The 20,345-nt window shown below is 72.3% G+C and carries 15 protein-coding genes; 5 read left to right on the top strand and 10 right to left on the bottom strand.

The genetic code is table 11. The features are described from left to right. Positions 1-5 precede the first annotated feature (5 nt). Genes ABZ815_RS21605 through ABZ815_RS21575 form a run of 7 tightly spaced genes read right to left on the bottom strand, consistent with a single transcriptional unit; the run spans position 6 to position 10,733 of the window. Positions 6-1,862, bottom strand: a complete 1,857-nt coding sequence (locus ABZ815_RS21605; RefSeq protein WP_357700498.1) for a DUF5107 domain-containing protein — start codon at positions 1,860-1,862, stop codon at positions 6-8. Further along, positions 1,859-5,554, bottom strand: a complete 3,696-nt coding sequence (locus ABZ815_RS21600) for a carbohydrate-binding protein (RefSeq protein WP_357700497.1) — start codon at positions 5,552-5,554, stop codon at positions 1,859-1,861. Before ABZ815_RS21600 ends, ABZ815_RS21605 begins: the two co-directional genes overlap by 4 nt. Continuing rightward, positions 5,551-6,579 (bottom strand): Gfo/Idh/MocA family oxidoreductase, encoded by a 1,029-nt coding sequence (locus ABZ815_RS21595; RefSeq protein WP_357700495.1) that lies wholly within the window; start codon positions 6,577-6,579, stop codon positions 5,551-5,553. Before ABZ815_RS21595 ends, ABZ815_RS21600 begins: the two co-directional genes overlap by 4 nt. After that, positions 6,576-7,562 carry a Gfo/Idh/MocA family oxidoreductase gene (locus ABZ815_RS21590; protein ID WP_357700493.1) on the bottom strand — a complete coding sequence of 329 codons (987 nt, stop codon included), beginning with the start codon at positions 7,560-7,562 and terminating at the stop codon, positions 6,576-6,578. The genes ABZ815_RS21595 and ABZ815_RS21590 overlap by 4 nt, the downstream gene beginning before the upstream one ends. Before the next feature lie 32 nt (positions 7,563-7,594). Next, entirely contained in the window at positions 7,595-8,479 is an 885-nt protein-coding gene (locus ABZ815_RS21585) for a carbohydrate ABC transporter permease (RefSeq protein WP_357700491.1), read from the bottom strand. Beyond that, a complete protein-coding gene (locus ABZ815_RS21580) occupies positions 8,476-9,435 on the bottom strand; it encodes a sugar ABC transporter permease (protein ID WP_357700489.1) in 960 nt (319 codons plus the stop codon). Before ABZ815_RS21580 ends, ABZ815_RS21585 begins: the two co-directional genes overlap by 4 nt. Next, a complete protein-coding gene (locus ABZ815_RS21575; RefSeq protein ID WP_357700487.1) occupies positions 9,435-10,733 on the bottom strand; it encodes an ABC transporter substrate-binding protein in 1,299 nt (432 codons plus the stop codon). Before ABZ815_RS21575 ends, ABZ815_RS21580 begins: the two co-directional genes overlap by 1 nt. A gap of 155 nt (positions 10,734-10,888) precedes the next feature. Between ABZ815_RS21575 and ABZ815_RS21570 the strand changes: the two genes are divergently transcribed. Beyond that, positions 10,889-12,109, top strand: coding sequence for an ROK family protein (locus ABZ815_RS21570; protein ID WP_357700485.1), 1,221 nt, complete (start codon positions 10,889-10,891; stop codon positions 12,107-12,109). 111 nt (positions 12,110-12,220) lie between these two features. Next, positions 12,221-14,410, top strand: coding sequence for an alpha-L-fucosidase (locus tag ABZ815_RS21565; RefSeq protein ID WP_357700483.1), 2,190 nt, complete (start codon positions 12,221-12,223; stop codon positions 14,408-14,410). A gap of 82 nt (positions 14,411-14,492) precedes the next feature. On the opposite strand, the gene ABZ815_RS21560 is transcribed toward ABZ815_RS21565, so the two are convergent. Continuing rightward, the gene (locus ABZ815_RS21560) at positions 14,493-16,007 is read right to left on the bottom strand and encodes an alpha/beta hydrolase (protein ID WP_357700481.1); all 1,515 of its coding nucleotides are present in this window, start codon (positions 16,005-16,007) and stop codon (positions 14,493-14,495) included. Positions 16,008-16,142: 135 nt separating this feature from the next. Between ABZ815_RS21560 and ABZ815_RS21555 the strand changes: the two genes are divergently transcribed. Further along, positions 16,143-17,273, top strand: a complete 1,131-nt coding sequence (locus ABZ815_RS21555) for a histidine kinase (protein WP_357700479.1) — start codon at positions 16,143-16,145, stop codon at positions 17,271-17,273. A gap of 17 nt (positions 17,274-17,290) precedes the next feature. After that, positions 17,291-17,977, top strand: coding sequence for a response regulator transcription factor (locus ABZ815_RS21550; protein ID WP_357700477.1), 687 nt, complete (start codon positions 17,291-17,293; stop codon positions 17,975-17,977). A gap of 31 nt (positions 17,978-18,008) precedes the next feature. Here the strand turns inward: ABZ815_RS21550 and ABZ815_RS21545 are convergent, their stop codons facing one another. Further along, on the bottom strand, positions 18,009-18,716 hold the full coding sequence (locus tag ABZ815_RS21545; RefSeq protein WP_357700475.1) for an alpha/beta fold hydrolase: 708 nt from the start codon (positions 18,714-18,716) through the stop codon (positions 18,009-18,011). An 81-nt stretch (positions 18,717-18,797) separates the two neighbouring features. On the opposite strand from ABZ815_RS21545, the gene ABZ815_RS21540 reads away from it, so the two are divergent. Next, positions 18,798-19,745 (top strand): YafY family protein, encoded by a 948-nt coding sequence (locus ABZ815_RS21540; RefSeq protein WP_357700473.1) that lies wholly within the window; start codon positions 18,798-18,800, stop codon positions 19,743-19,745. Here ABZ815_RS21540 and ABZ815_RS21535 read toward each other — a convergent pair. Further along, positions 19,666-20,328, bottom strand: coding sequence for an alpha/beta hydrolase (locus ABZ815_RS21535; RefSeq protein WP_357700557.1), 663 nt, complete (start codon positions 20,326-20,328; stop codon positions 19,666-19,668). The genes ABZ815_RS21540 and ABZ815_RS21535 overlap by 80 nt on opposite strands. Positions 20,329-20,345: the final 17 nt, after the last annotated feature.

The raw sequence follows: 20,345 nt of genomic DNA, 5'->3' as shown, positions 1-20,345 counted from the left end.
GGGGCTCATCCGGACATGCGGAAGTCGTACCGGGGTGGGACGGGCTCGCCGGGGTGGACGGCCAGCCAGAGCCGGTCGAGGGAGACCTCGCCCTCGCGCAGGTCGTCGACGCGGATGCCCTCCGCCAGCAGGCGGCGCAGGCGGTCGTCGTCGCCGGTCGCGTGCGCGGCCCTGGCCTCGGCCAGCCGGATCCGGCCGTGGTCGCGGTAGGGCAGCTCCTCGATCAGGGCGAGCGCCGCTTCGCACCGCCCGGCCACGAGCTGGGCGTCGAGGGTCTCGACGGCCAGTTCCCGCAGGTCCGGGCGCAGCCGGTGGGCTTCGAGCAGCAGGTCGGCCGCCTCCTGCGGCGACGCGGCGAGGAAGGCCAGGACGCGCAGCGCCCATGGGGTCCTCCGCGCGCCGACGGACAGCTCGCAGGCGTCACGGGCCGCGTCGTCCTCACCGTCGGCCAGGCGCATCAGGGCCAGGTGGTAGTACGCGTGCCAGTCGTCCGCGCTGCCCTCCAGCGCCTCCCTCCAGTGCCGGCCGGTGATCGGAGGCGCGGGCGGGTCGCAGACCGGCAGCCGGCCGGTGGCCAGTAGGTGCCCCCAGGGCTCCTGTGCGGGGCCCGGCGGCGGGAAGCCGTCGAGTCCCTCCAGCCCGCCCCAGCCGGACCCCTCGGCCAGCCACTCCTCGGGCGGCCCGAAGGACGCCGCCTCCCCGAGCGCCTCGTCCAGCCGGGCGGGAGGGACGAGCCGTTCCAGCGCCTCGGCCGTCGCCGCGCACGCCTCCCGCCAGTTCCCGTGCGCGGCCGCCGCGTCGACGTCGAGCCGGCCGTACGCCTCCACCCAGGACCAGGTCGCGCCGCCGGGCATCGGCAGGTGCTCCAGCTGGGTCCTGGCGAGCCCGGCCTGGATCTCCAGGTACGGCGAGCCGGGGCCGGACAGCCACTCCTGCCACTGCCGGCCGCCGGCCGTGTCCCCCCAGCAGAACAGCTTGCGCCCGCGCAACCTGCCGGTGGAGGTCTGGACGAGCCCCGACCCGGCCTCGTCCAGGGCCGCGATCCAGCGGCGCTCCCCCTCGGGCAGGTCCAGGAAGTAGTCGGCCGCCCGGACGGCCCGCGCCGGGTAGCTGCGGTCGGCCCCGTCCGCGCCGTCCACGCCCGGGAAGTCCACGTGCCGCAGATCGCTCACGTAGTCGAAGTGGAAGGCGCGATCGGCCGGGCAGAGCACCCGGCTCCCCGCACTCTCCGGGACGGCGATGTTGGACCACCAGTAGACCGGCGTGACCTGGTGGGCGGGGTTGTGGAGGGAGACGTGCACGTAGAGCACCGGCGACCCGGCGGGCAGCCAGGCGTCGATCCGCACGATCAGCCGCCGCAGCCGCTCGAACTCGAACATGCGCAGCACCGGCGTCCCGTCGGCGGCGGTGGCCCGGACCGCGTGCAGCGGCTCGCAGGTCAGCGGCCAGTGCCCGGTCGTGCCCAGGTTCCACTCCACCCCGCCGGCGACCCACGCGTCCCGCAGGGCGAGGTTGGCGGGCTGGAGGATCGGGTTGCGGTGCAGCAGCTCCCGGCCGCTGGGCCGGTGGACGAGGGACCACAGGCGCCCGCCGTACCCCGGCAGGAACGTGGCGGTGAGCAGGTCGTTCTCCAGGACCACCGTGGGCAGCTCGCGCTCGGCGCGCTCGCGGCCGTACCCCCACTGGCGGGTGTAGGGCAGGAGCGAGCGCGGCCGGCCGTAGGCCAGGTTCCGGCGCATCTCGTCGTCGACGCCCACGCCGTCCCCGGTGGTGGGGGGCACGCCGGTCAGGATCGGCAGCGTCCCGGAGACCGGGTCGGCGGCTCCCTCGATCCGGAGCAGTCCCTTGCGCAAGGAGGTCATGGCGTCACCTGTACGGTCAGTCCGAAGGTCAGCACGGCGCCGCCCGGCAGCACCGGACGTACCGTGAACGTGTGCGCCGAGCCGGGCGCGAGCGCGGCGAGCTTCGCCTTGGTCTTGTTCGCCGGGACGCGGGCGACCTCGGTGTCACCGTCGAAGACGGCGTAGCCGGTCGCGATCGGCGACCTGGGCCAGGCGAGCCGCACCGAGTTCTGCTTCTTCGTGACGGTGAGCTCGGCGCCGTCGGCCCACGGGCGCGGCACCTCGACGACGAAGGCGTCGACGATGGCGATCCGTCCGGTGTCGGCGGCGCTCTGCCTGTTGACGACGCGGATCGTGTGCTCGCCCAGCTCCAGGCCGCTCGCCCGGAACACCCGCTGCTGCCCCTGCCGGACCGGGCCGTAGCAGTCCGCCGAGGCCCGCAGCTCGCCGTCCACGTAGAGGTCGACGACCCCCATGTCGGTGTAGCGCTCGGTGAGGAAGCTGATGCCGGTGCCGGTGAAGGTGAGCTCGGCGTAGTCCCCCTTCTCGGTGGAGTAGTGCACGTCGTCGCCGTAGTCGCCGAGTCCGCGGCCCCGGTCCACGCCGAAGGCGCCGGAGTACGTCACTCGCGGGTCGTCGTCGTTGACGTGGGTGAGGAGCAGCGCGGGGTCGGTGACGGTCAGCGAATAGCCGTCCGAGAGGCCGTCGTAGATCGCCGTGATGGTGGTCGATCCCCAGGACGCCGCCTTCACCACGCCGTGCGCGTCCACCGTGGCGACCGACGGGTCCGAGCTGACGTAGGTGACGCCGTCGGAGACCTGGGTGCGGCTGCCGTCGGCGTGCACGGCCTCGGTGGTGATCGTGGCGGTCTGGCCGGCCTTGAGCGCGGTGGCGCCGGTCGCGACGAGCGCCTTGGTCGCGGCGGTGCCCGCGGTGACGGTGAACGCGTCGAGCAGCAGGCCCGTCCCCTCGGCGACGATCCGGAACGTGTGCGCGCCCGCGGTGAGCTTCACCCAGGTGCCGACGGTCGTGAAGTGGCCGTCGCCGCCGGTGTCCGGCACGTGCACCGGGTACCGGTCGCCGTCGACCTCGAAGCGGAAGGAGGTGGCCTTGCCGGACGCGGCGGTGAACGCGACCCGGTAGAGCCCGGTGTGCGGCGCGAGGACGTTCTCGTAGCGCAGGTAGTCGCCCTCGTCCACGTGGCCGACCGCGCGCACGGGGCCGTCGGGGCCCTGGTACGTGCCGACGACGACGCCGGTGTCGGCCCCCTTCCAGGCCCATTCCTGGCCCAGGTTCCACTGCATGGTGTAGTGCTCCGCCTCGATCGTCTGCTCGGCGGCGCCCTGGAGGTCGAAGCGCATCCGGTTCCACACGATGTTGGAGTGGGCCTCGGTCCACACCACCTTGATCGAGTGGGTGCCGGCGGTCAGCGGGAGGACGAAGTCCTCCGTCCGGACGCGGTTGACGCCGCCCGTGTCGCGCAGGCTCAGCCCGCCCGAGACGTCGGTCCCGTCGACCTCGACCCGGAACGTCAGCGGGTCGGCGTTGACCGTGGAGTACTGGAACTGCAGCAGGTAGTCGCCGCTCGCGGGCACCTCGACGTCGTCGTACCGCAGCCAGTCGCCGGTGTCGACGACCGAGACGCCGGGGGTGCCGTCGTCGCTGACCGCGTCCTCGGCGGCGAGCCAGACGCCCTCCTGAGCGGTGGGCTTCTCGGCCTGGATCGTGATCGACTCGGGCCGCTCGCGGGTGAACCGCATCCAGTTCATGAAGAACCAGCGGCCGTCCTCGCGGATGATCCGGATCGTGTGGCGGCCCTCGGGAAGGGTGAGGTCGCGTTCGACGGTCCGGTAGACGTTGTAGCCGCCGGAGTCCGGCACGGTGACCGTGCCCAGCGCGTCCCGGCCGTCCACCTCGACCCGGAAGCGGTTGCCCTGCTCCGACGACACGCGGAACTCGGCCCGGTAGGTCCCGCTCGCGGGCACCACGACGTTGTCGTACTCGGCCCACTCACCGGCCTCGTCCAGGTAGACCGAGCCGAAGCCGCCCTCGGGCGGCGCCTCGACGCCGTACGCGCCCTTGGCCTCGGTGTAGTCCTCGTTCTCGATCCTGAACTGGGTGAGCGGCGCGGCGAGCGCCGCCGGACGCGTGACCTCGGGCACGACCTTGATCGTGCCGATCGGGTACACCTTGCCGGCGCCGTCCGGCATGGCCAGCTCGATGCGCGGCTTGCCGTCGGCGCCGAGCATGGCGACCCCGACGTCGTAGGTTCCGGCGGGGACGCCCGCGGGCAGCGTGAACGCCGAGCGCAGTTCGCGCACGTCCCCCTTGAACCACTTCGTCTGGTCGAGCGAGTCGTCGGTGCCGCGCCACACCACCTCGCCCGTGGCACGGTCGGTGAAGCGTACCTCCAGCGGGTACTTGCGCGGGCTGAAGCCGACGCCGTTGTTGGTCCAGGTGTGGGCGAGCGTGAACCGGCCACCGGCCGTGACCTGTGAGTCGTACGTCGCCCGCGGCATGACGAACCGGTAGCCGGAGTAGCGCCCGAGCGTCGTGAACCACTCGCCGTACGCGTCCTTCATCGCCTGCCACTGCGCGAAGCTCGTGTTGTTGATGCCCTGGAGGTTCGAGTGGTAGGCCTCCAGCGCGTTCTTGACGACGAGCCGCGGGTTGTTCAGCATGATCCCGCTGTCCCAGCCCGCGCCCTCCGAGACCTGGATGAGGTCACGGCGGAGCTTGCGGTTGATCCACACGTTCTCGCTGCCGGTGCCGTACTGCATCCACGGGAAGGCGCTGTTCACGGTGTCGGACCGCAGGCCCCAGTTCTCGTTGCGGGCGGCCTGGTCGTAGCCGAACGCGACGTACCGCTTGGCCTGGGTGTCGGCGTCGGGGTCGGTCGCGACGACGTCCGCGCCGGGGTTCGGCATCATGACCATCGTCCGGGTGAAGGCGTCGGCGTAGATGTCGATGATCGCGCGCAGCGTCTTCGAGCGGGTGGCGTTGTCGGGCCAGGGGAAGTTCATCGCGTCGTTCCAGCCGGACCACTCGCCGAACAGCGCGAAGGCGCGCAGGTCGACCCAGGCCATCCCCGGGTTCGTGTCGTAGCGGGCCGCGAAGGCGCCGACCGCCTCCTTGAGCTCGGCGAGGTAGATCGGGTCGTGGTAGATCGGCTGCCGCGACTTGTAGACCGTGTTGTACGGCGCGAGCCGGAACCCCGCGCCGAGCTTGTCGAAGAGCCAGGCGGGCGGGTACTCGTAGGCGAAGACGCTCGGGTCGTTCTGGATGTCCGGCGCCTCGGACATGAGGAGCTGGAACTCCACGGTCTTGCCCTGCTCGACGATGCGCTTCATGAACGCGTCCAGGCGGTCCCAGGTGAAGGCGTCGTCGTCGGGCTCGAAGTCGGCCCACGCGATCTGGAGCCGTACGATGTCCGCCTCGTCCGGGATCTTCTCCTTGCCGTCGATGAACGCGGTGATCGCGGGGTCGTCGGCGAAGACCCAGCCGCGTTGGCCCGCGGGCTTGGGCGAGTTGATGTCGAAGGCGGTGCCGGTGTACGGGTTGCCGTGCAGCACCTCGTGGGTGTCGGTGAAGGTGACCGTCGTGCGGGGGGTCGGCGTCTCGGCGGCCGTCGCGGCGGCGGCGTGACCGGGCACGACGGCCAGGGCCGCGGCGACCGCTAACGAAAGGGCCAGGGACAGCGGGCCGCGTCTCATCGGTTCTCCATCTCAAGGCGCACGGGGGCCGTCTCGGTCAGCGACCGGTACGCCGCCTCGACCAGCGCGACGGTGCGGTAGCCCGCCCTCGCGTCCGGCTGGCGGGCCTCGCCGGTGCGCACCGCGTCGAGGAAGGCGCGGATCAGCAGGTCGTCCAGCGGCGCGCCGTACCCGGCGGCGACCGCGCCGCGGCTGTTCCAGCCGGTCAGGACGCCGGCGAAGGGCGCGATCTCGGCCACGCCCTCGGTGCCGACGACGGTCAGCGTGACCAGGTCGCCAGCGTTGGGCCGGCCGGGCGGGCGCGACCAGGAGCAGTCGATCGAGGCGATGGCGCCGTCGCGGTAGAGCAGGGAGACGAGCCCGGCGGTCTCGACCGGTGCGGCGGCGCCGTTCTGCGCCGGGTTCGGGATCGTGTTGGCGATGGCGTACACCTCGACGGGGTCCTCGTCCAGGAGGTCGGCGAGCAGGTCGGCCACGTGCACGACGTGGTCGGTCAGGGCGCCTCCGCCGCTGCGCGCCGGGTCGACGAACCAGTCCCGGGTGGTGGGCACGCCGCCGCAGTTCGTGGCCGCGATGGAGACGATCCGGCCGAGGTCGCCGTGTCGTACCGCCGCGCGCAGTTCGGCGTAGGCGGGGGCGAACCTGACCGGGAACGCCGTCATCAGCACGGTGCCCGCGGCGCGGGCGGCGCCGAGCATCTCGGCCGCGTCCGCGAGCGACGTCGCCAGCGGCTTCTCGCACAGCACGTGCACACCCTCGGCGGCGGCGCGGACCGCGAGCTCGCGGTGCCTGACGTTCTCGGCGCAGATCACCACGCCGTCCGGCCGCCAGGCCCAGAGGTCCTCCTCGGTCTCGAACCAGCCGATGCCGAGCTCGTCGGCGAGCGCACGGCCGCCGGGCTCCCCCGTGGGGCGGTCGGCGTGGCCGGCGTCGCACGCCGCGATCTCGACGTCGCCGGCACGGCGCAGCGCGGCGGCGTACTCGGTCGCGTGCAGGTGGGCGAAGGAGAGGATTCCGATCCTCATGCGGCAGAAACCTCTTCCTTGGTGGGCTGAAGGTCGACGGGCAGGCCGGCGGCGGCCGAGCGGGCCACGGCGTCGGCGATGCGCATGGCCTCAAGGCCGTCGAGGGCGGTGACCCTCGGCGCTGCGCCGGTCGCGATGGACCGCATGAAATCCGCCAGTTCGGCGCGATAGGGGCTGGTGAGAGGGGAGAAGTCAGGAAGGAGGTCCGCGCCGGGCTCGGCGTGTCCCTCGTAGCGGAAGGCGCGGCGCTCGGCGGAGTCGCCGTGCAGGACGCCGCCGGACCCCGCGACCTCGAACTGCGTCCGGAACTCGATCGGAGCGGTGGTCCAGGTCGCGGTGAGCACGGAGATCGCGCCCCCGGCATGCGTCAGGAACGCCTGCGTGCTCTGGCTGCCGTCCACGACGTTCGTCCGGGCGAACACCCGCTCGACGTCGCCGCCGATCCAGCGGGCGACGTCGATGTCGTGGATCATGAGGTCGAGGAGCACGCCGCCCGAGCGGTGCTCGTCGAGATACCAGCCGCTCTGCGGGCTGCGTCCCTGGCGGGTGTGGCGTTGCACGCCGACGCGGCCCACGTCGCCGCGCGTCACCGCGCGCCACAGCTCCTCGTACTCGGCGAAGTACCGGACGACGTGGGCGGGGAAGAGCGGCACCCCGGCCGCGGCGAACCGCGCGACGAGGTCCTCCGCCTCTCCGAGTGTGCGGGTCAGAGGTTTCTCGCACACCGTCGGGAGGCCGTGCTCAAGGGCGGCGAGCGCCAGCTCACGGTGGGTGTGCGTCGGCGTGCAGATGTCGACGACGTCGGCCGCGCCGAGCAGTTCCTCCAGGCCGGCCACGGACCGCCCGCCGCCGTGCCGGGCGATGAGCCGCTCCGCGTCGTCGGCGACGGAGAAGACCACGACGTCGTAGCCGAGGTCGAGCCAGGCCGGGAGATGCGCGTTGGCGATGCCGCCCGCGCCGATGAGTCCGACCGTTCCGTGCATGGGGTGACCATCCGTTTCCGCGCGATTGTCAGTCATTTGCCGATGCCTTGCGTCATGCCGTTGACGATGCGGCGGCCGAACCAGAGGTAGATCACGATCATGGGGAGCACGACGATGACGACGCCGGCGAAGAGCCCGCCCCAGTTCGAGGTGTATTGCATGTTGGAGTAGAAGTTGAGCAGCGCGACGTTCAGCGTCTGCATGCGCTGGTTGGGCACCAGCATCAGCACGATCACGGTCTCGTTCCACAGGCTCAGCACGTTCAGCACGGCCACGGTCGTGATGCCGGGCCTGGCGAGCGGGACCATGATCCGCCAGAAGGTCCTGAACGGCGTCGCGCCGTCCAGGGCCGCGGCCTCCTCCAGCTCGCCGGGCAGCGACCGGAAGTAGCCGATGAGCACGAAGACGCTGAACGGCAGGCTCAGCACGACGTAGAAGAGCGCGACGGTGACGCGTGGATCCCACGCCCCCGTCACCCAGTCGATCATGAACCTCGACAGGCCGACGCCGATGAGCACCATGGGCACGGCGAACGCCTGGAACGGGATGCTCATGCCGACGGCGAAGAACGTCGCGACCGGCCCGCTCGACCGTCCGCCCAGCCGCGCCACCGCGTAGGCCGCCGGGATGCTGAGCCCCATGATGAGCGCCACCGAGACGGTCACCAGGACCACCGAGTTGAGCGCGGCGGCCCCGAGCCCCGAGTCCGACCAGGCGGTGGCGAAGTTCTCCCACATCCAGGTGTCGGGCATCCCCACGGGGTTCGCGAAGATCGACCGTGAGGTCTTGACCGAGTTCAGCATGACCCAGACGACCATGGCGACGTTGAAGAGCACCCACAGCCAGAGACCGGCCCTGATGAGCACGATCAGCGAGGCGCCGAAGACGTCGGCCGGGCGTCGGGCGGAGCCGGTCATGACCACTCCAGCCGGTCGCGCCGCTGGATGCGGCGGGACAGCACGATCAGCCCGACGGTGATGGCCGTCATGACCACCCCGATGGCGGCCGCCTCGCCGAGCTGCGCCATGCCGCCGACGCGTCCGCCCGTGACCCGCAGGTACTGCTCGACGGCGAGGGTCCTGGCCTCCGGCGGAGGGGTGCCCGCCGTGCCGACGAAGGCGATGACGATCTCGAACGTCTTGATGCCGGCGATCGCCCAGAGGGCCGCGGCGATCGCGATCATGTCCCGGGTCAGCGGCAGGGTGACGTACCTGAACTGCTGGATCAGACCGGCGCCTTCGATGCGGGCCACCTCGTACAGGCTCGGGGGGATCCCGTCCACCGCGGACATCACCAGGACGACGTAGAAGCCGGCCGCGCTCCACACGACCCCGGCCATGATCACCCGGAAGATGAGCTCGGGCCCGAGCCAGGGCTGGCGCAGCGCGTCCAGGCCGGCCAGTCCGAGGACGCTGTTCACCATGCCCTTCGGGTTGAACAGGAACGAGACCGCGAGACCCACGGCGATCGGTGAGATCATGAACGGCAGGAAGACGGCCGACCGGATGAAGGCGCCGGCGCGAGCCGTGCGCAGCGCGACCATCGCGGCGACCGCGACGAGGAAGAGCGCCGCCCCGACGATCAGTGTCAGCAGGACGGTGTTCAGGAACGACGACAGGAACATCCGGCTCGACAGGAGTTCGGCGTAATTGGCGAGGCCGACCCAGGAGAACTCGGTGCCCAGCCCCGACCACTCGGCGAAACTGAGCACGACGCCGAAGACCGACGGCACGACGAAGAAGAGCAGGTAGGCGATCAGTGCCGGCAGCAGCAACGGGAGGTACAGCCGGCGGCGCTCGACGTGCAGGGCGCCGCCGTCGGCCGCCGCCCGCCCTCGGCGTGCCTTGGGCCGCGCCATGGTGTCCGCGACCACTATTCGCCCAGCTCGGCGGTCTGCGCCTTGCCCTCGGCCAGGAACTTGGCGGCGTCGATCGAGCCGCCGACGAGCTTGTCGTCGAGCGGGAGGAAGACGTCGTTGAACCACTTGGGCGCCACGGTGGCGACGCCGTCGAAGTCGAGGCTGACCGCCGTCGCGGTGCGGATCGACTCCTGGATCGAGGTGAGCGCCTCGGGGGCCGGGGAGTCGGCGCGCGACGGGATGTTGTCGGCGTCGGTCGCGATCCGGTCGATGTACTTCTTCTGCATCGCGAAGGCCAGGAAGTCCGCGACCGCCTGCCGGCTCTTCGACTTCGGGTTCATCCCCCAGCCGAGCGCGCCGATCGTGACCGCCGAGCCCTTCGAGGCGTCCACCGGCGGCAACGAGATGATGCGCGCCTTGACCGCCGGGGCGCGGAGCGAGGCCGTCTCGCTGCCGAGCCAGGTGCCGTTCAGGTTGAAGGTGTGGTCGCCGGCCGCCCACGCGTTCTGCGCGTCGGGGAACTTCGTGGCCATGTGGTCGGGCTGGAAGAGCCCGGCCTCGACGAGCGATTCGAGCTCGGTCGCGGCCCGCTTCACCTCGGGACGGTCCCAGGCGCCGGGGTCCTCGGCGAGCTGCCGCAGCGCGCCGGGGCCCGCCGTCGAGAGCAGCAGCTGGTAGAGCCAGAACGCGTTGTAGGAGTTGACCGTGCCGTCGAGCGCGATCGGCCGGCGGCCCGCGGCCTTCTCTTTGCCCGCGACGGCGAGGAAGTCCCCGAAGGTCTTGGGCGGGGTGGTGGCGAAGTCGGGATAGCGGGCGGCGTCGTACCAGAGGCCCACGGAGAAGACGCTGTGGGGCACGAACCCGTAGCCCTTGTCGTCGCTGATCGCCTTCAGCACGCTCTTCGGCAGGACCTGCTCGATCGTGGCGTTCTCGCCGGGGATCTTGGTCTTGAAGACGTCCGCCATGTCGCCGAGCGCGCCGGCGGCGCGGAACTCGGCGGTGTGGTCGATCGCCGTGTCGAAGAGGTCGGGGCCCTCCCCGGTCGCGATCGCGTTCTTGATCTGCTCTTCCTGGGCCTTGCCGAGCCACTGCACGTCGACCTTGCGCCCGGTCTCCTTGGCGTAGTCGGCGATGATGCTCTCGAAGAGCGTGGCCTGCGGGGTGCCCTTGGCCCACTTTCCCCAGTAGACCAGGGGTTTCGCGTTCGAGTCCGGCGAGGCGCCGGAGGGCTCGCCGCCTTGGAGCTTCGTGCCGCACGCGCTCAGGACGAGGAGCGCGCTGACGACGGCCGTGACGCGGATGCTGTTGCGCATTGCTGTTCCCTTCTGGGGGCAGGCGTCTACGGGGTGCCGTGCGACGCGAGGCGGGACTGCGCTGCGCAATAATAAAGACAGTTTCTGTATTAATGGAAGAGGTTGACCCGTACTCCGTGCGTCACCCGACGCCGCAGGAATCGAGAGGGTTGTGGATGAGTGTGCTGTTCGGACGTGAGCAGAGCCCGCTGCGCCGCGCCGGAGACCAGTCGCGGCTACGGCGCCTGAACTCCCTGGCCGTGATCGAGGCGATCCGGCGGGAGCCGCTCACCATCCCCATGGTCGCCCAGGCCACGGGGCTCTCGAAGACCGCCGCGGACTCCGTCGTCGCCAACCTCGTCACGCTCGGCTGGGCCGTCCCGGTCGAGCCGCTGGCCCCGACCGGCGCCGGTCGGCCGGCCAGCCGCTACCGCTTCCGGGCCGAGGCGGCGGTCGTGGTCGGCATCGACCTCGGCCAGCACACCACCAGGGCCGAGATCGCCGACCTGAACGGCGAGGTGCTGGCCGCGGGGGCGGTCGCCTCGTCCGTCTCGCAGGCCCCCGGCGATCTCGTCGCCGCCGCCGTGCGGGTCGTCGACCGCCTGCTCGCCGAGCAGGGGCGCGGGCGGGCCGAGGTCTGGGCGATCGGCGCGGCCGTGCCCGCCGTGGTCTACCAGGACGTCATCACCAAGGGGGCGGCGGGCTGGGCCGGCTTCAGCGTGCGCGCGGCGCTGGAACCGCACTTCGAGTGCCCGATCGCAGTGGAGAACGACTCGAACCTGGCCGCGTTCGCCGAGGCGTGGAAGGGCAGCGCCACCGACGCGACCTCGACGATCTACGTGCACTCGGGCAACCGCACGGGGGCGGGGCTCGTCCTGAACGGCATGGTCGTCCGCGGCGCGAACGGCGCGGCCGGCGAGATCGGCGCGCTGCCGCACCTCGGCTGGGAGCACGCCCAGGAGTTCCTGCACGACGTGCGGCTCGCCGACGGACGGCGGCTCAACCGCGAGGAGGTGTTCGCCGCCGCGGCCGACGGCGAGGCTCCGGCCGTCCAGGCGGTCGACCGGTTCAGCGGGGAGATCGCGATCGGCATCGCCGCGCTCGTGCTCGCGATCGACCCCGAGATCGTCGTGGTCGGCGGCGGCAACGCGCGTGCCGGCGACACCTTCCTGGAGCCGCTCCGCCGGCACGTCGAGGCCCTGTGCACGGTACGGCCGGCGCCGCCGATCGTGCCCTCGACGCTGAAGGAACGCGGGTCGATCACCGGCGCGGCCGGGCTGGCCGCCAACACCGTCCTGGAGCGGCTCTACGCGGTGGCCTCCGGCGGGCAGACGCTGTCCAGCACCGACATCCCGCCGTGGCGGTGGACCACGGCGGCGGGCGGAGCCGGGGCGTGACGCCGTCTCGCCCTTCAGGACAGACATCGGATGAATCTGCGCACAGCTCTTGCCGACGCCACGGAGATCGGGCTACGTTTCCTCCAATCTCTCCCCCGCTTTGGAGTGGCCATGGCCCGCTTACGTCGACTTCTCGCCGTCTCCATGCTCAGCATCATCGGATGTCTGCCTGCTCCTGCCCAGGCAGCGACAGACGGCCCGTATGAGCCGACCGTCGAATCACTAAACAGTCATCCGACCCCCAAATGGTTCAACAACGACAAGTTCGGCATCTTCCTCCACTGGGGGGCGTACTCCGTCCCGGCCTGGGGCCCGCGCGGCAGTTACGCCGAGTGGTACTGGTACTACATGAACTCCCCCGGCAACGCGACCAACAGCTACCACCGGGACACCTACGGCCAGGACTTCTCCTACGACCGCTTCGCCGAGCAGTGGAAGGCGGAGAAGTTCGACGCCGCCGACTGGGTCAAGCTCTTCAACGACGCCGGGGCCAAGTACTTCGTCCTCACCTCCAAGCACCACGAGGGCGTCGCCCTGTGGGACAGCAAGGTGAGCGAGCGCGACACCATGGCGATGGGCCCGAAGCGGGACCTGGCCAAGGAGCTGTTCACCGCGGCCCGCGCCGACGGGAAGCTGCGCGCGGGCTTCTACTACTCGCTCATGGAGTGGTACAACCCGCTGTTCACCGGCCAGCCGGCGACCAACCCGTACACCGGTCAGCCCGTGCCGTACACCGGGGCTCCGCAGAACGGCGACTACGTCAAGGACTACATGCTCCCGCAGATGCGCGAGCTGATCGACGGCTACGACCCCGACATCCTGTGGTGCGACGGCCAGTGGGACCGTTCGGCCGCCCAGTGGCAGACCGCGGGGGTGATCGCCGACTACTACAACCAGGCGGCCAAGAAGGGCAAGGAGGTGGCGGTCGCCAACCGGTGCAAGATCGAGAGCGGCGCGCTGGAGAGCCACGAGCTGGACTTCCAGACGCCCGAGTACTCCGTCAAGCCGGACATCGACCCCGTCAAGTGGGAATCCAGCCGCGGCATCGCCCACTCCTACGGCTACAACCAGAACGAGCCCATCGAGGACTACCTGACCTCCGACCAGCTCGTGGACTCCTTCGTGGACATCGTCAGCAAGAACGGCAACCTGCTGCTGGACGTGGGCCCGAAGGCCGACGGCACCATCCCCGAGGTGCAGCGCGAACGGCTGCTGGACATGGGCTCCTGGCTGAAGGTCAACGGCGAGGCCATGTACGGCACCACGTACTGGAACCGGGCCGAGGAGAAGGGCGGCCCGGACGACCTCCGGTACACCGTCAAGGACGGCGTGCTCTACGCCACCGCGCTGAAGTGGCCGGGCGAGCAGCTCACCCTGGGCGCGGACGTGCCGGTCGCCCCCGGGACGCGCATCACGCTGCTCGGCTCCGACAGCGGCCCGCTGCGGTGGCAGCGCGACGAGCAGGGCCGGGTGGTCGTCACCACCCCCGCCGAGACCGGGAAGTACGCCTACTCCTTCAAGATCGAGACGCCCGGCGTGTCGGCCCTGCCGCGCTTCGGCACCGATCTGCCCGAGTTCGTAGAGGCCGGTGAGACCTTCAGCGGCAAGGTGACCGTCACCAACCCCGGCTCCAAGCCGCTGCACGGGGCCTCGCTGGAACTCACCGCGCCCGAAGGCTGGACGGTGAACGCGGCGAACACCAGGATCGGCAACCTGGCGGGCGGGGCGAGCGCCGACGTGCCCGTCACCGTGACCGTGCCAGAAGGGGCCGAGCCCGCCGCGATGCCGATGCGGGCAACGCTCAAGTCGGGCCGGTTGCGCGTGCCGTACCCGGTGCCCGTCTCGGTGGTGTTGCCCAACCTGGCCGAGGGCAAGCCGGCCACCCAGCAGAGCACCGGCTACGACGCCCCGGCCTCGCGGGCCGTGGACGGCAACACCGACGGGAGCTTCTGGAGCGGTTCGGTCACCCACACCGCGGAACCGGCCAAGGAAGCCTGGTGGCAGGTCGATCTGGGAGCCTCGGCCGACCTGGACAGCGTCGAGATCTGGAACCGCACCGACTGCTGCGCCGACCGGTTGCGCGACTACTGGGTGATGTCCTCCGAACAGCCGATCACCGCGGACGGCCTGGAAGCGGCCCGCACGACACCGGGCGTGACCGCCGTGCACGTGCAGGAGCAGGCCGGACGGCCCAGCACGATCAGGCTGCCCGCCGGCACGACCGGGCGGCACGTGCGCATCCAGCTCTCCTCGGCCACCAATCCCCTGGCCCTGGCAGAGGTACGGGTGAGAGGCCGCTAGCAAAGACGGCCGACCACAAGGCGCCGATCGCCGTGCGGGTGCGCGGCGGTCGGCGCCGACGCGCGTGGCGGCAGCGGGCGGGTCAGGGGCGGCAGGTCTGGTCGGTGGCGGGGAGGGCGCCGGTGGCCAGGTAGGCGTTGACCTTGGCGTCCACGCAGGCGTCGCCGTACTCGCCGTAGATGCCGTGGGCGGTGACGCCGCGCAGGGTGAGCAGGCGGGAGCCGGACAGCGCCCGGTGCATGGCCTTGCTGCCCTGGTAGGTGGTGGCGGTGTCGCCGGTGGCGGACACGATCAGCGCGGGGGTGGCGTTGGCGACGCGCGTGAGGCGCTCGCGCGGCCGCGTCGGCCAGAACGCGCAGGGCCAGATGTTGTTCTTGACGGGCCCGAAGAGCGGGTGGCGCACACGGCTGCGCTGGACGTCGTCCCAGTAGACGTCGGGGTCGCGCGGCGCGGCCCGGTCGCCGCAGGTGATGGCGGCGGCCGGACCGGCGAGCGGGGAGCCGGCGCCGGTCAGGACGAACGCGAGGAATCCGGCGAGTTCGGCGCCTGGTTCGGCCGGGCGGCCGTGCGCGGCCTCGTTCAGGGTCCGGACGGTGGCGGCGAACTCGGCGCGGGCCTCCGGGCGGTCGTTGGCCGAGCCGACGGACAGGAGGTACGGGACCGCCTGGTCGTCCACCTCGTACCGGCCGACGCGCAGCGGGCCGTCCTCGGCGGCGGCGACGATCGTGTCCACGGTGGCGAGCACCCGGGCGGTGGTGGCGCCGAGGCCGTAGGCGCCGTGACGGGCGGCGGCCCAGGACGCCCAGCCGCGCAGCGCGCGGTCCGCCTCGTCCTCGCTGCCCCGCATCGCCCTGGGGCCCCACTTGTCCGGGTCGCCCGCGCTGTCCAGGACCACGCGGTCGGTGCGGCCGGGGAACAGCTGGGTGTAGACCGCGCCCAGGTAACTGCCGTAGGAGTAGCCGAGGAAGGAGATCCGGCGCTCCCCGAGGGCGCGGCGCACGAGGTCGAGGTCGCGGGCCGTGTCGCGGGTGTTGGCGTACGGGAGCACGTCGGCGTGGCGCTCGGCGCAGCGCTCGGCCAGGTCGCGCTGCACCGCCACCTGGTGATCGAACCGGGCGCGGGTCGCGCCGGCCGAGCGGACCCACAGGCCGATGGGCCAGCCGCAGTCGAGCGGCGTGCTGCGCCCGACGAAACGCGGGTCCAGGCCGACGATGTCGTACCGGGCGGCGACGTCCTTCATGGCCGCGCGGGTCCGCAGGGGCATGTCCAGCGTGCTCTCGCCGGGTCCGCCGCTGTTGAGCACCAGGGTGCCGATGCGGTGGGCGCGGTCGGCGGCGGGGATGCGGGACAGCGCGAGTTCGATCGTGCGGCCGCCCGGCCTGGAGTGGTCGAGCGGGACGGTGAGCGCCGCGCACCGTGCGCCCGCCCGGTCGAGCTCCTTGCCCACGGCGTCGTCGGAGCCCTGGGCACACGGCTTCCAGTCGAGCGACGGAGGCGCGACGGCGCCGGCGCCGGCCGGGGGCGCGAAGGCGGACAGGGCGATCAAGGCGGTCAGGGCGGCGGCCGGGACCAGGCGTCTCACACGTGTCGGTTTCATGGCCGGGGACGCTATTGCGGCCGCAGCCCCGGCACGATACAGCCGGCCGCACGCGCCTTGGTACAGCCCGCTGTAGTGTCCGGCGGGACATGGTGACAAATACTGGGATCCGTACGGAGTCGTGAGGAGGTGCGCATGCGTGACCGTGCGTTCTCCGGCTCGATCTACCTGCTGGGCACGCTGGCCACCGCCGTGGCCACGGCGCTCGCCCTGCCGGTGCTGCTCGCGCCGGCGGCCGGGCGGGGCTGGGCGGCCTGGCACCGCCGGCGGGCCGGCGGGCTGCTCGGCGTCCCGGCCGACGGGCGGCCGGGCGGGCGGCGGGATCTCCCCTGGGCCCTCGCGCACGTCGCCGTCGGGTTCCCGCTCGGGCTGGCCGCCCTGCTGTGCCTGGGCAACATCGTGGTCGCCGCGGTGGCGATGTCCCTGTGGTGGGCGTTCCCCGTCGGCGTGCGGCCCACGTTGTTCTCCTTCTACGACGTCCAGGTGGGCGACTGGGTGACCGCGCTGGTCGGGGGCGCCGCGCAGATCGCCGTCCTCGGCGCGGCGGCCTGGTGGGGGCTGCCGGTGCTGGCGCGGCTGCACGCCCGGCTGTGCCTGGCGCTGCTCACGCCGTCGGCCCGCGAACGGCTCACCGAGCGGGTCGACGTGCTGACCAGGAGCCGCGTCGGCGTGGTCGACGCCCACGGCGCGGAGCTCCAGCGCATCGAACGCGATCTCCACGACGGGACGCAGGCGCGCCTGGTGACCATCGCCATGCATCTGGGCCTGGCCCGGGAGTCGCTCGCCGACGACCCGGAGACGGTCGCGGCGCTGCTCCGGCAGGCGCACGAGACGGCCGAGGAGGCGATGGCCGAACTGCGCACGGTGCTCCAGACGATCTACCCGCCGATCCTGGCCGACCGCGGGCTCGACGGCGCGCTGACGGCGCTGGCCGCCCGGTCGGGCGTGCCGGTCCACATCGAGCTCGCCGAGCTGGGCGTGCTCCCGGCGTCCGTGGAGACGGTGGCCTACTACGTGATCGCCGAGGCGCTGACGAACGTGGCCAAGCACGCCGCCGCCACCCGGGCGGCCCTGCGGGTCGAGCGGTCCGGCGACGTGCTGTCCATCGAGGTCACCGACGACGGGAGGGGCGGCGCCGACGAGGCGCGCGGCACCGGGATCCCCGGGATCCGCCGGCGGGTCGCCGCCCTCGACGGCGTGGTCCGCCTCGACAGCCCCGCGGGCGGCCCCACCACGCTCGCCGTCCGGATGCCGTGCGCATTGTGATCGTTTCAGGAGGTTCCGTGCGGGTCGTGATCGCCGAGGACAACGTTCTGCTGTCCAGCGGGCTGAAGCTGCTGCTGGCGGCGAAGGGCTGCGAGGTCGTGGCGGTCGTCGGCGACGGGGAGGCGTTCCTCGACGCCGTCGCCGAACACCGCCCCGACATCGCCATCGTGGACGTGCGGCTGCCGCCGTCGTTCCGCGACGAGGGGATCCACGCCGCGCTGCGGGCCCGCCGCGAGCACGGCGCGCTGCCGATCCTGGTGCTCTCCCAGTACGTCGAGCGCGAGTACGCCGGCGAGCTGCTCTCCGACGGCCGCGGCGGCATCGGCTACCTGCTCAAGGACCGGATCGGCCGGGTGGCCGAGTTCGTCGACGCCCTGCGCCGCGTCGCGGCCGGCGGCACCGCCATGGACCCCGAGGTGATCGCCCAGCTCTTCGCCCGCCGCCCCGACGACCCCCTCGCCGCCCTCACCGCCCGCGAGCGGGAGTCCCTGGCGCTCATGGCGCAGGGGCACGACAACGCCACCATCGCCGAGCGGATGCGCATCTCCGACAACGCCGTCCACAAGCACATCGGCAACGTCTTCGCCAAGCTCGGCCTGGCCCCGGACGACTCCGGCCACCGCCGCGTCCGGGCCGTGCTCGCCTACCTGGACGGCACCTCCCCTCCGGCCGAGCCGGCCCCCGTCCGGGGGACGCGGCGCTGACCAGGCCGCACCCGGCGGACCGGCCGGGTCGTCAGAGCAGCGCGGCGAGGTCGTCCGGGCGCGAGAACATCGGCCAGTGGCCGGTCGGCAGCTCGACGAAGGTCCATTCGGGCGTGCCGAGCGGGGCGAACGCCGGGTTCCCCGAGGCGATCAGCTCGTGGATCAGCGCCACCGGCATCGTCGAGGCGACCATGGTCTTCGGCGTCGCCGGGATGTCCTGAGGCCGTTCGATCGGCTGGGTGACCGCGCCCCACGGGTGCGGCGTCGCCCTCTCGCGGACGCGCTCCCAGTCCTCCTCGGTCAGTCCGTCGAACCTGCCCGCCCCCTGCTCGTAGGCGGGCACGTCGAGCGCGTAACCGTCGCCGACCTGGGCGCGCCAGGCCTTCTGGGTGACCTCGTCGTTGAAGTCGATCACCGCCACGCCGGACGGCAGCGACGCGGTGTCGACGTACACGATCCGGGCGATCCGCTCGGGGTGCCGGTCGGCGACCGCGGTCACCGGGACGTTCGCGCCGCTGTGCCCGACCAGGACGACCTCCTCCCATCCGTCCATCGCGGCGAGGATGTCGGCGACATGCGTCTCCACGCCGACCTCCGGCGACAGTTCCGCGGCCCGCTCGGCCACCCCCGTCAGCGTGACCGCCCGCACCCGGTGCCCGGCGGCGCGCAGCCTCTCCGCCACCCGGTCCCAGGCCCAGGCGCCGAGCCAGAGTCCGGGCACCAGTACGTAGTTCGCCATCTCTTCGTCCTTCCAGTGAGCCGATGTCGCTACGCTAAAACCGAAAGCGGACAGAATCCGCCCGGATCAAGTGGGTGACCTGTGTCATATCCGGCGACCCGGATGCTGGCGATGCTCGAACTCCTCCAGGCGCACCACGTCCTGGGCGGCAGGGACCTGGCTCAGCGGCTCGGCGTGGACGAGCGGACCGTCCGGCGCTACGCCGCCCGGCTCGCCGACCTGGGCATCCCGGTCGCCGCCGAGCGCGGCCGCTACGGCGGCTACCGGCTGATGCCCGGCTACAAGCTGCCGCCGCTGATGCTCACCGACGACGAGGCCACCGCCGTGGTCCTCGGCCTGCTCGCCGGACGCCGCCTGGGCCTGGCCGCCGAGGCCACCGAAGCCGCCCTGGCCAAGATCCGGCGGGTGCTGCCGGCCACGCTGCGCGAGCAGGCCGGCGCACTGGAGGAGACCCTGGACTTCACCCTCGCCGAGCGCGCGACGCCGACGCCCGCGAGCCGGGCCGTGCTGACCCTGGCCGCCGCGATCCGCGACCGCCGCCGGGTCACGCTGGCCTATCGCTCCTGGAAGGGCTCACGAACCGAACGTGAACTGGACGGCCACGGCCTGGTCCTCCACTCCGGCCGCTGGTACGTCACCGGCCTCGACCACCTGTCCGGCGAGATCCGCACCTTCCGCCTCGACCGGATCTCGTCCGTCGTCCCCGGGACGGCGTCCTATGAGATTCCCGAGGAGTCCGACCCGGTGCGGCAGGTCACCGCGTCGCTGGCGCGGGTGCCGTACGCGCACGCGGTCGAGGTCCTTCTGCACGTCCCGCCGGCCGAGGCGGCCCGTCGCATCCCGCCGTCGGTGGCCACGCTCACCGGCGCCCCGGACGGGACCCTCCTGCGGATGCGCGCCGAGTCGCTGGACGGCATGGCCGCCATGCTCGCCGGGCTCGGCTTCCCGTTCACGATCCGGTCGCCGCGCGAGCTGGGCGACGCCGTTCGCCGGCTGGCCCGAGGCCTGCTGGAGCAGACTCCCGAATGAGGCCGGCCACCCGCTCCCGTGCTCTCACCCAGGCGGTGAGGCCCTCGACCGCGTCGACGACCGCCTCGAAGCGGACCGAGTGGTACAGATCGAAGGCGTGGTTGCCGCCGCGCAGCTCGGCGTACACGACGGGGGACGCCGACGTCCGGCGCAGGCGGTCGGCGAAGTGCCGGGCGTCCGCCACGGGCACCAGCGGGTCCAGGTCGCCGTGGGCCACCAGGAACGGCGGTGCGTCGGCGGTGATGTGGGCCGGCGGCGAGGACGCGGGGTCGTCGTCGAAGTAGGGGCCGTACCAGCCGTTCAGGTAGATCACGCCGGTCACGGAGGTGTCGGCGTGCTCGAAGCCCGGCTGGAAGGCGGGGTCGTTGGGGGTGAGCGCGGCCGGCGCCGCCATGTGCCCGCCCGCCGAGCTGCCCGCGACGAACAGCGTGGACGGGTCGGCGCCGTACTCGTGGGCGTGCTCGCGTACCCAGGCGATGATCTTCTTGAGGTCGATCAGGTGGTCCGGGTGCTGGGCCTGGGGCCGCAGCCGGTAGTTGGCGCTGACGCACACCCACCCCTGGGAGGCGAGGTGGTGGAGCAGGGGGGAGCGACTGGCTG

The organism is Nonomuraea sp. NPDC047529 (assembly GCF_040642995.1).
Lineage (GTDB): Bacteria > Actinomycetota > Actinomycetes > Streptosporangiales > Streptosporangiaceae > Nonomuraea.
The sequence above is the reverse complement of the archived record's forward strand: the minus strand, read 5'-3'. Positions and strand labels throughout refer to the sequence as shown.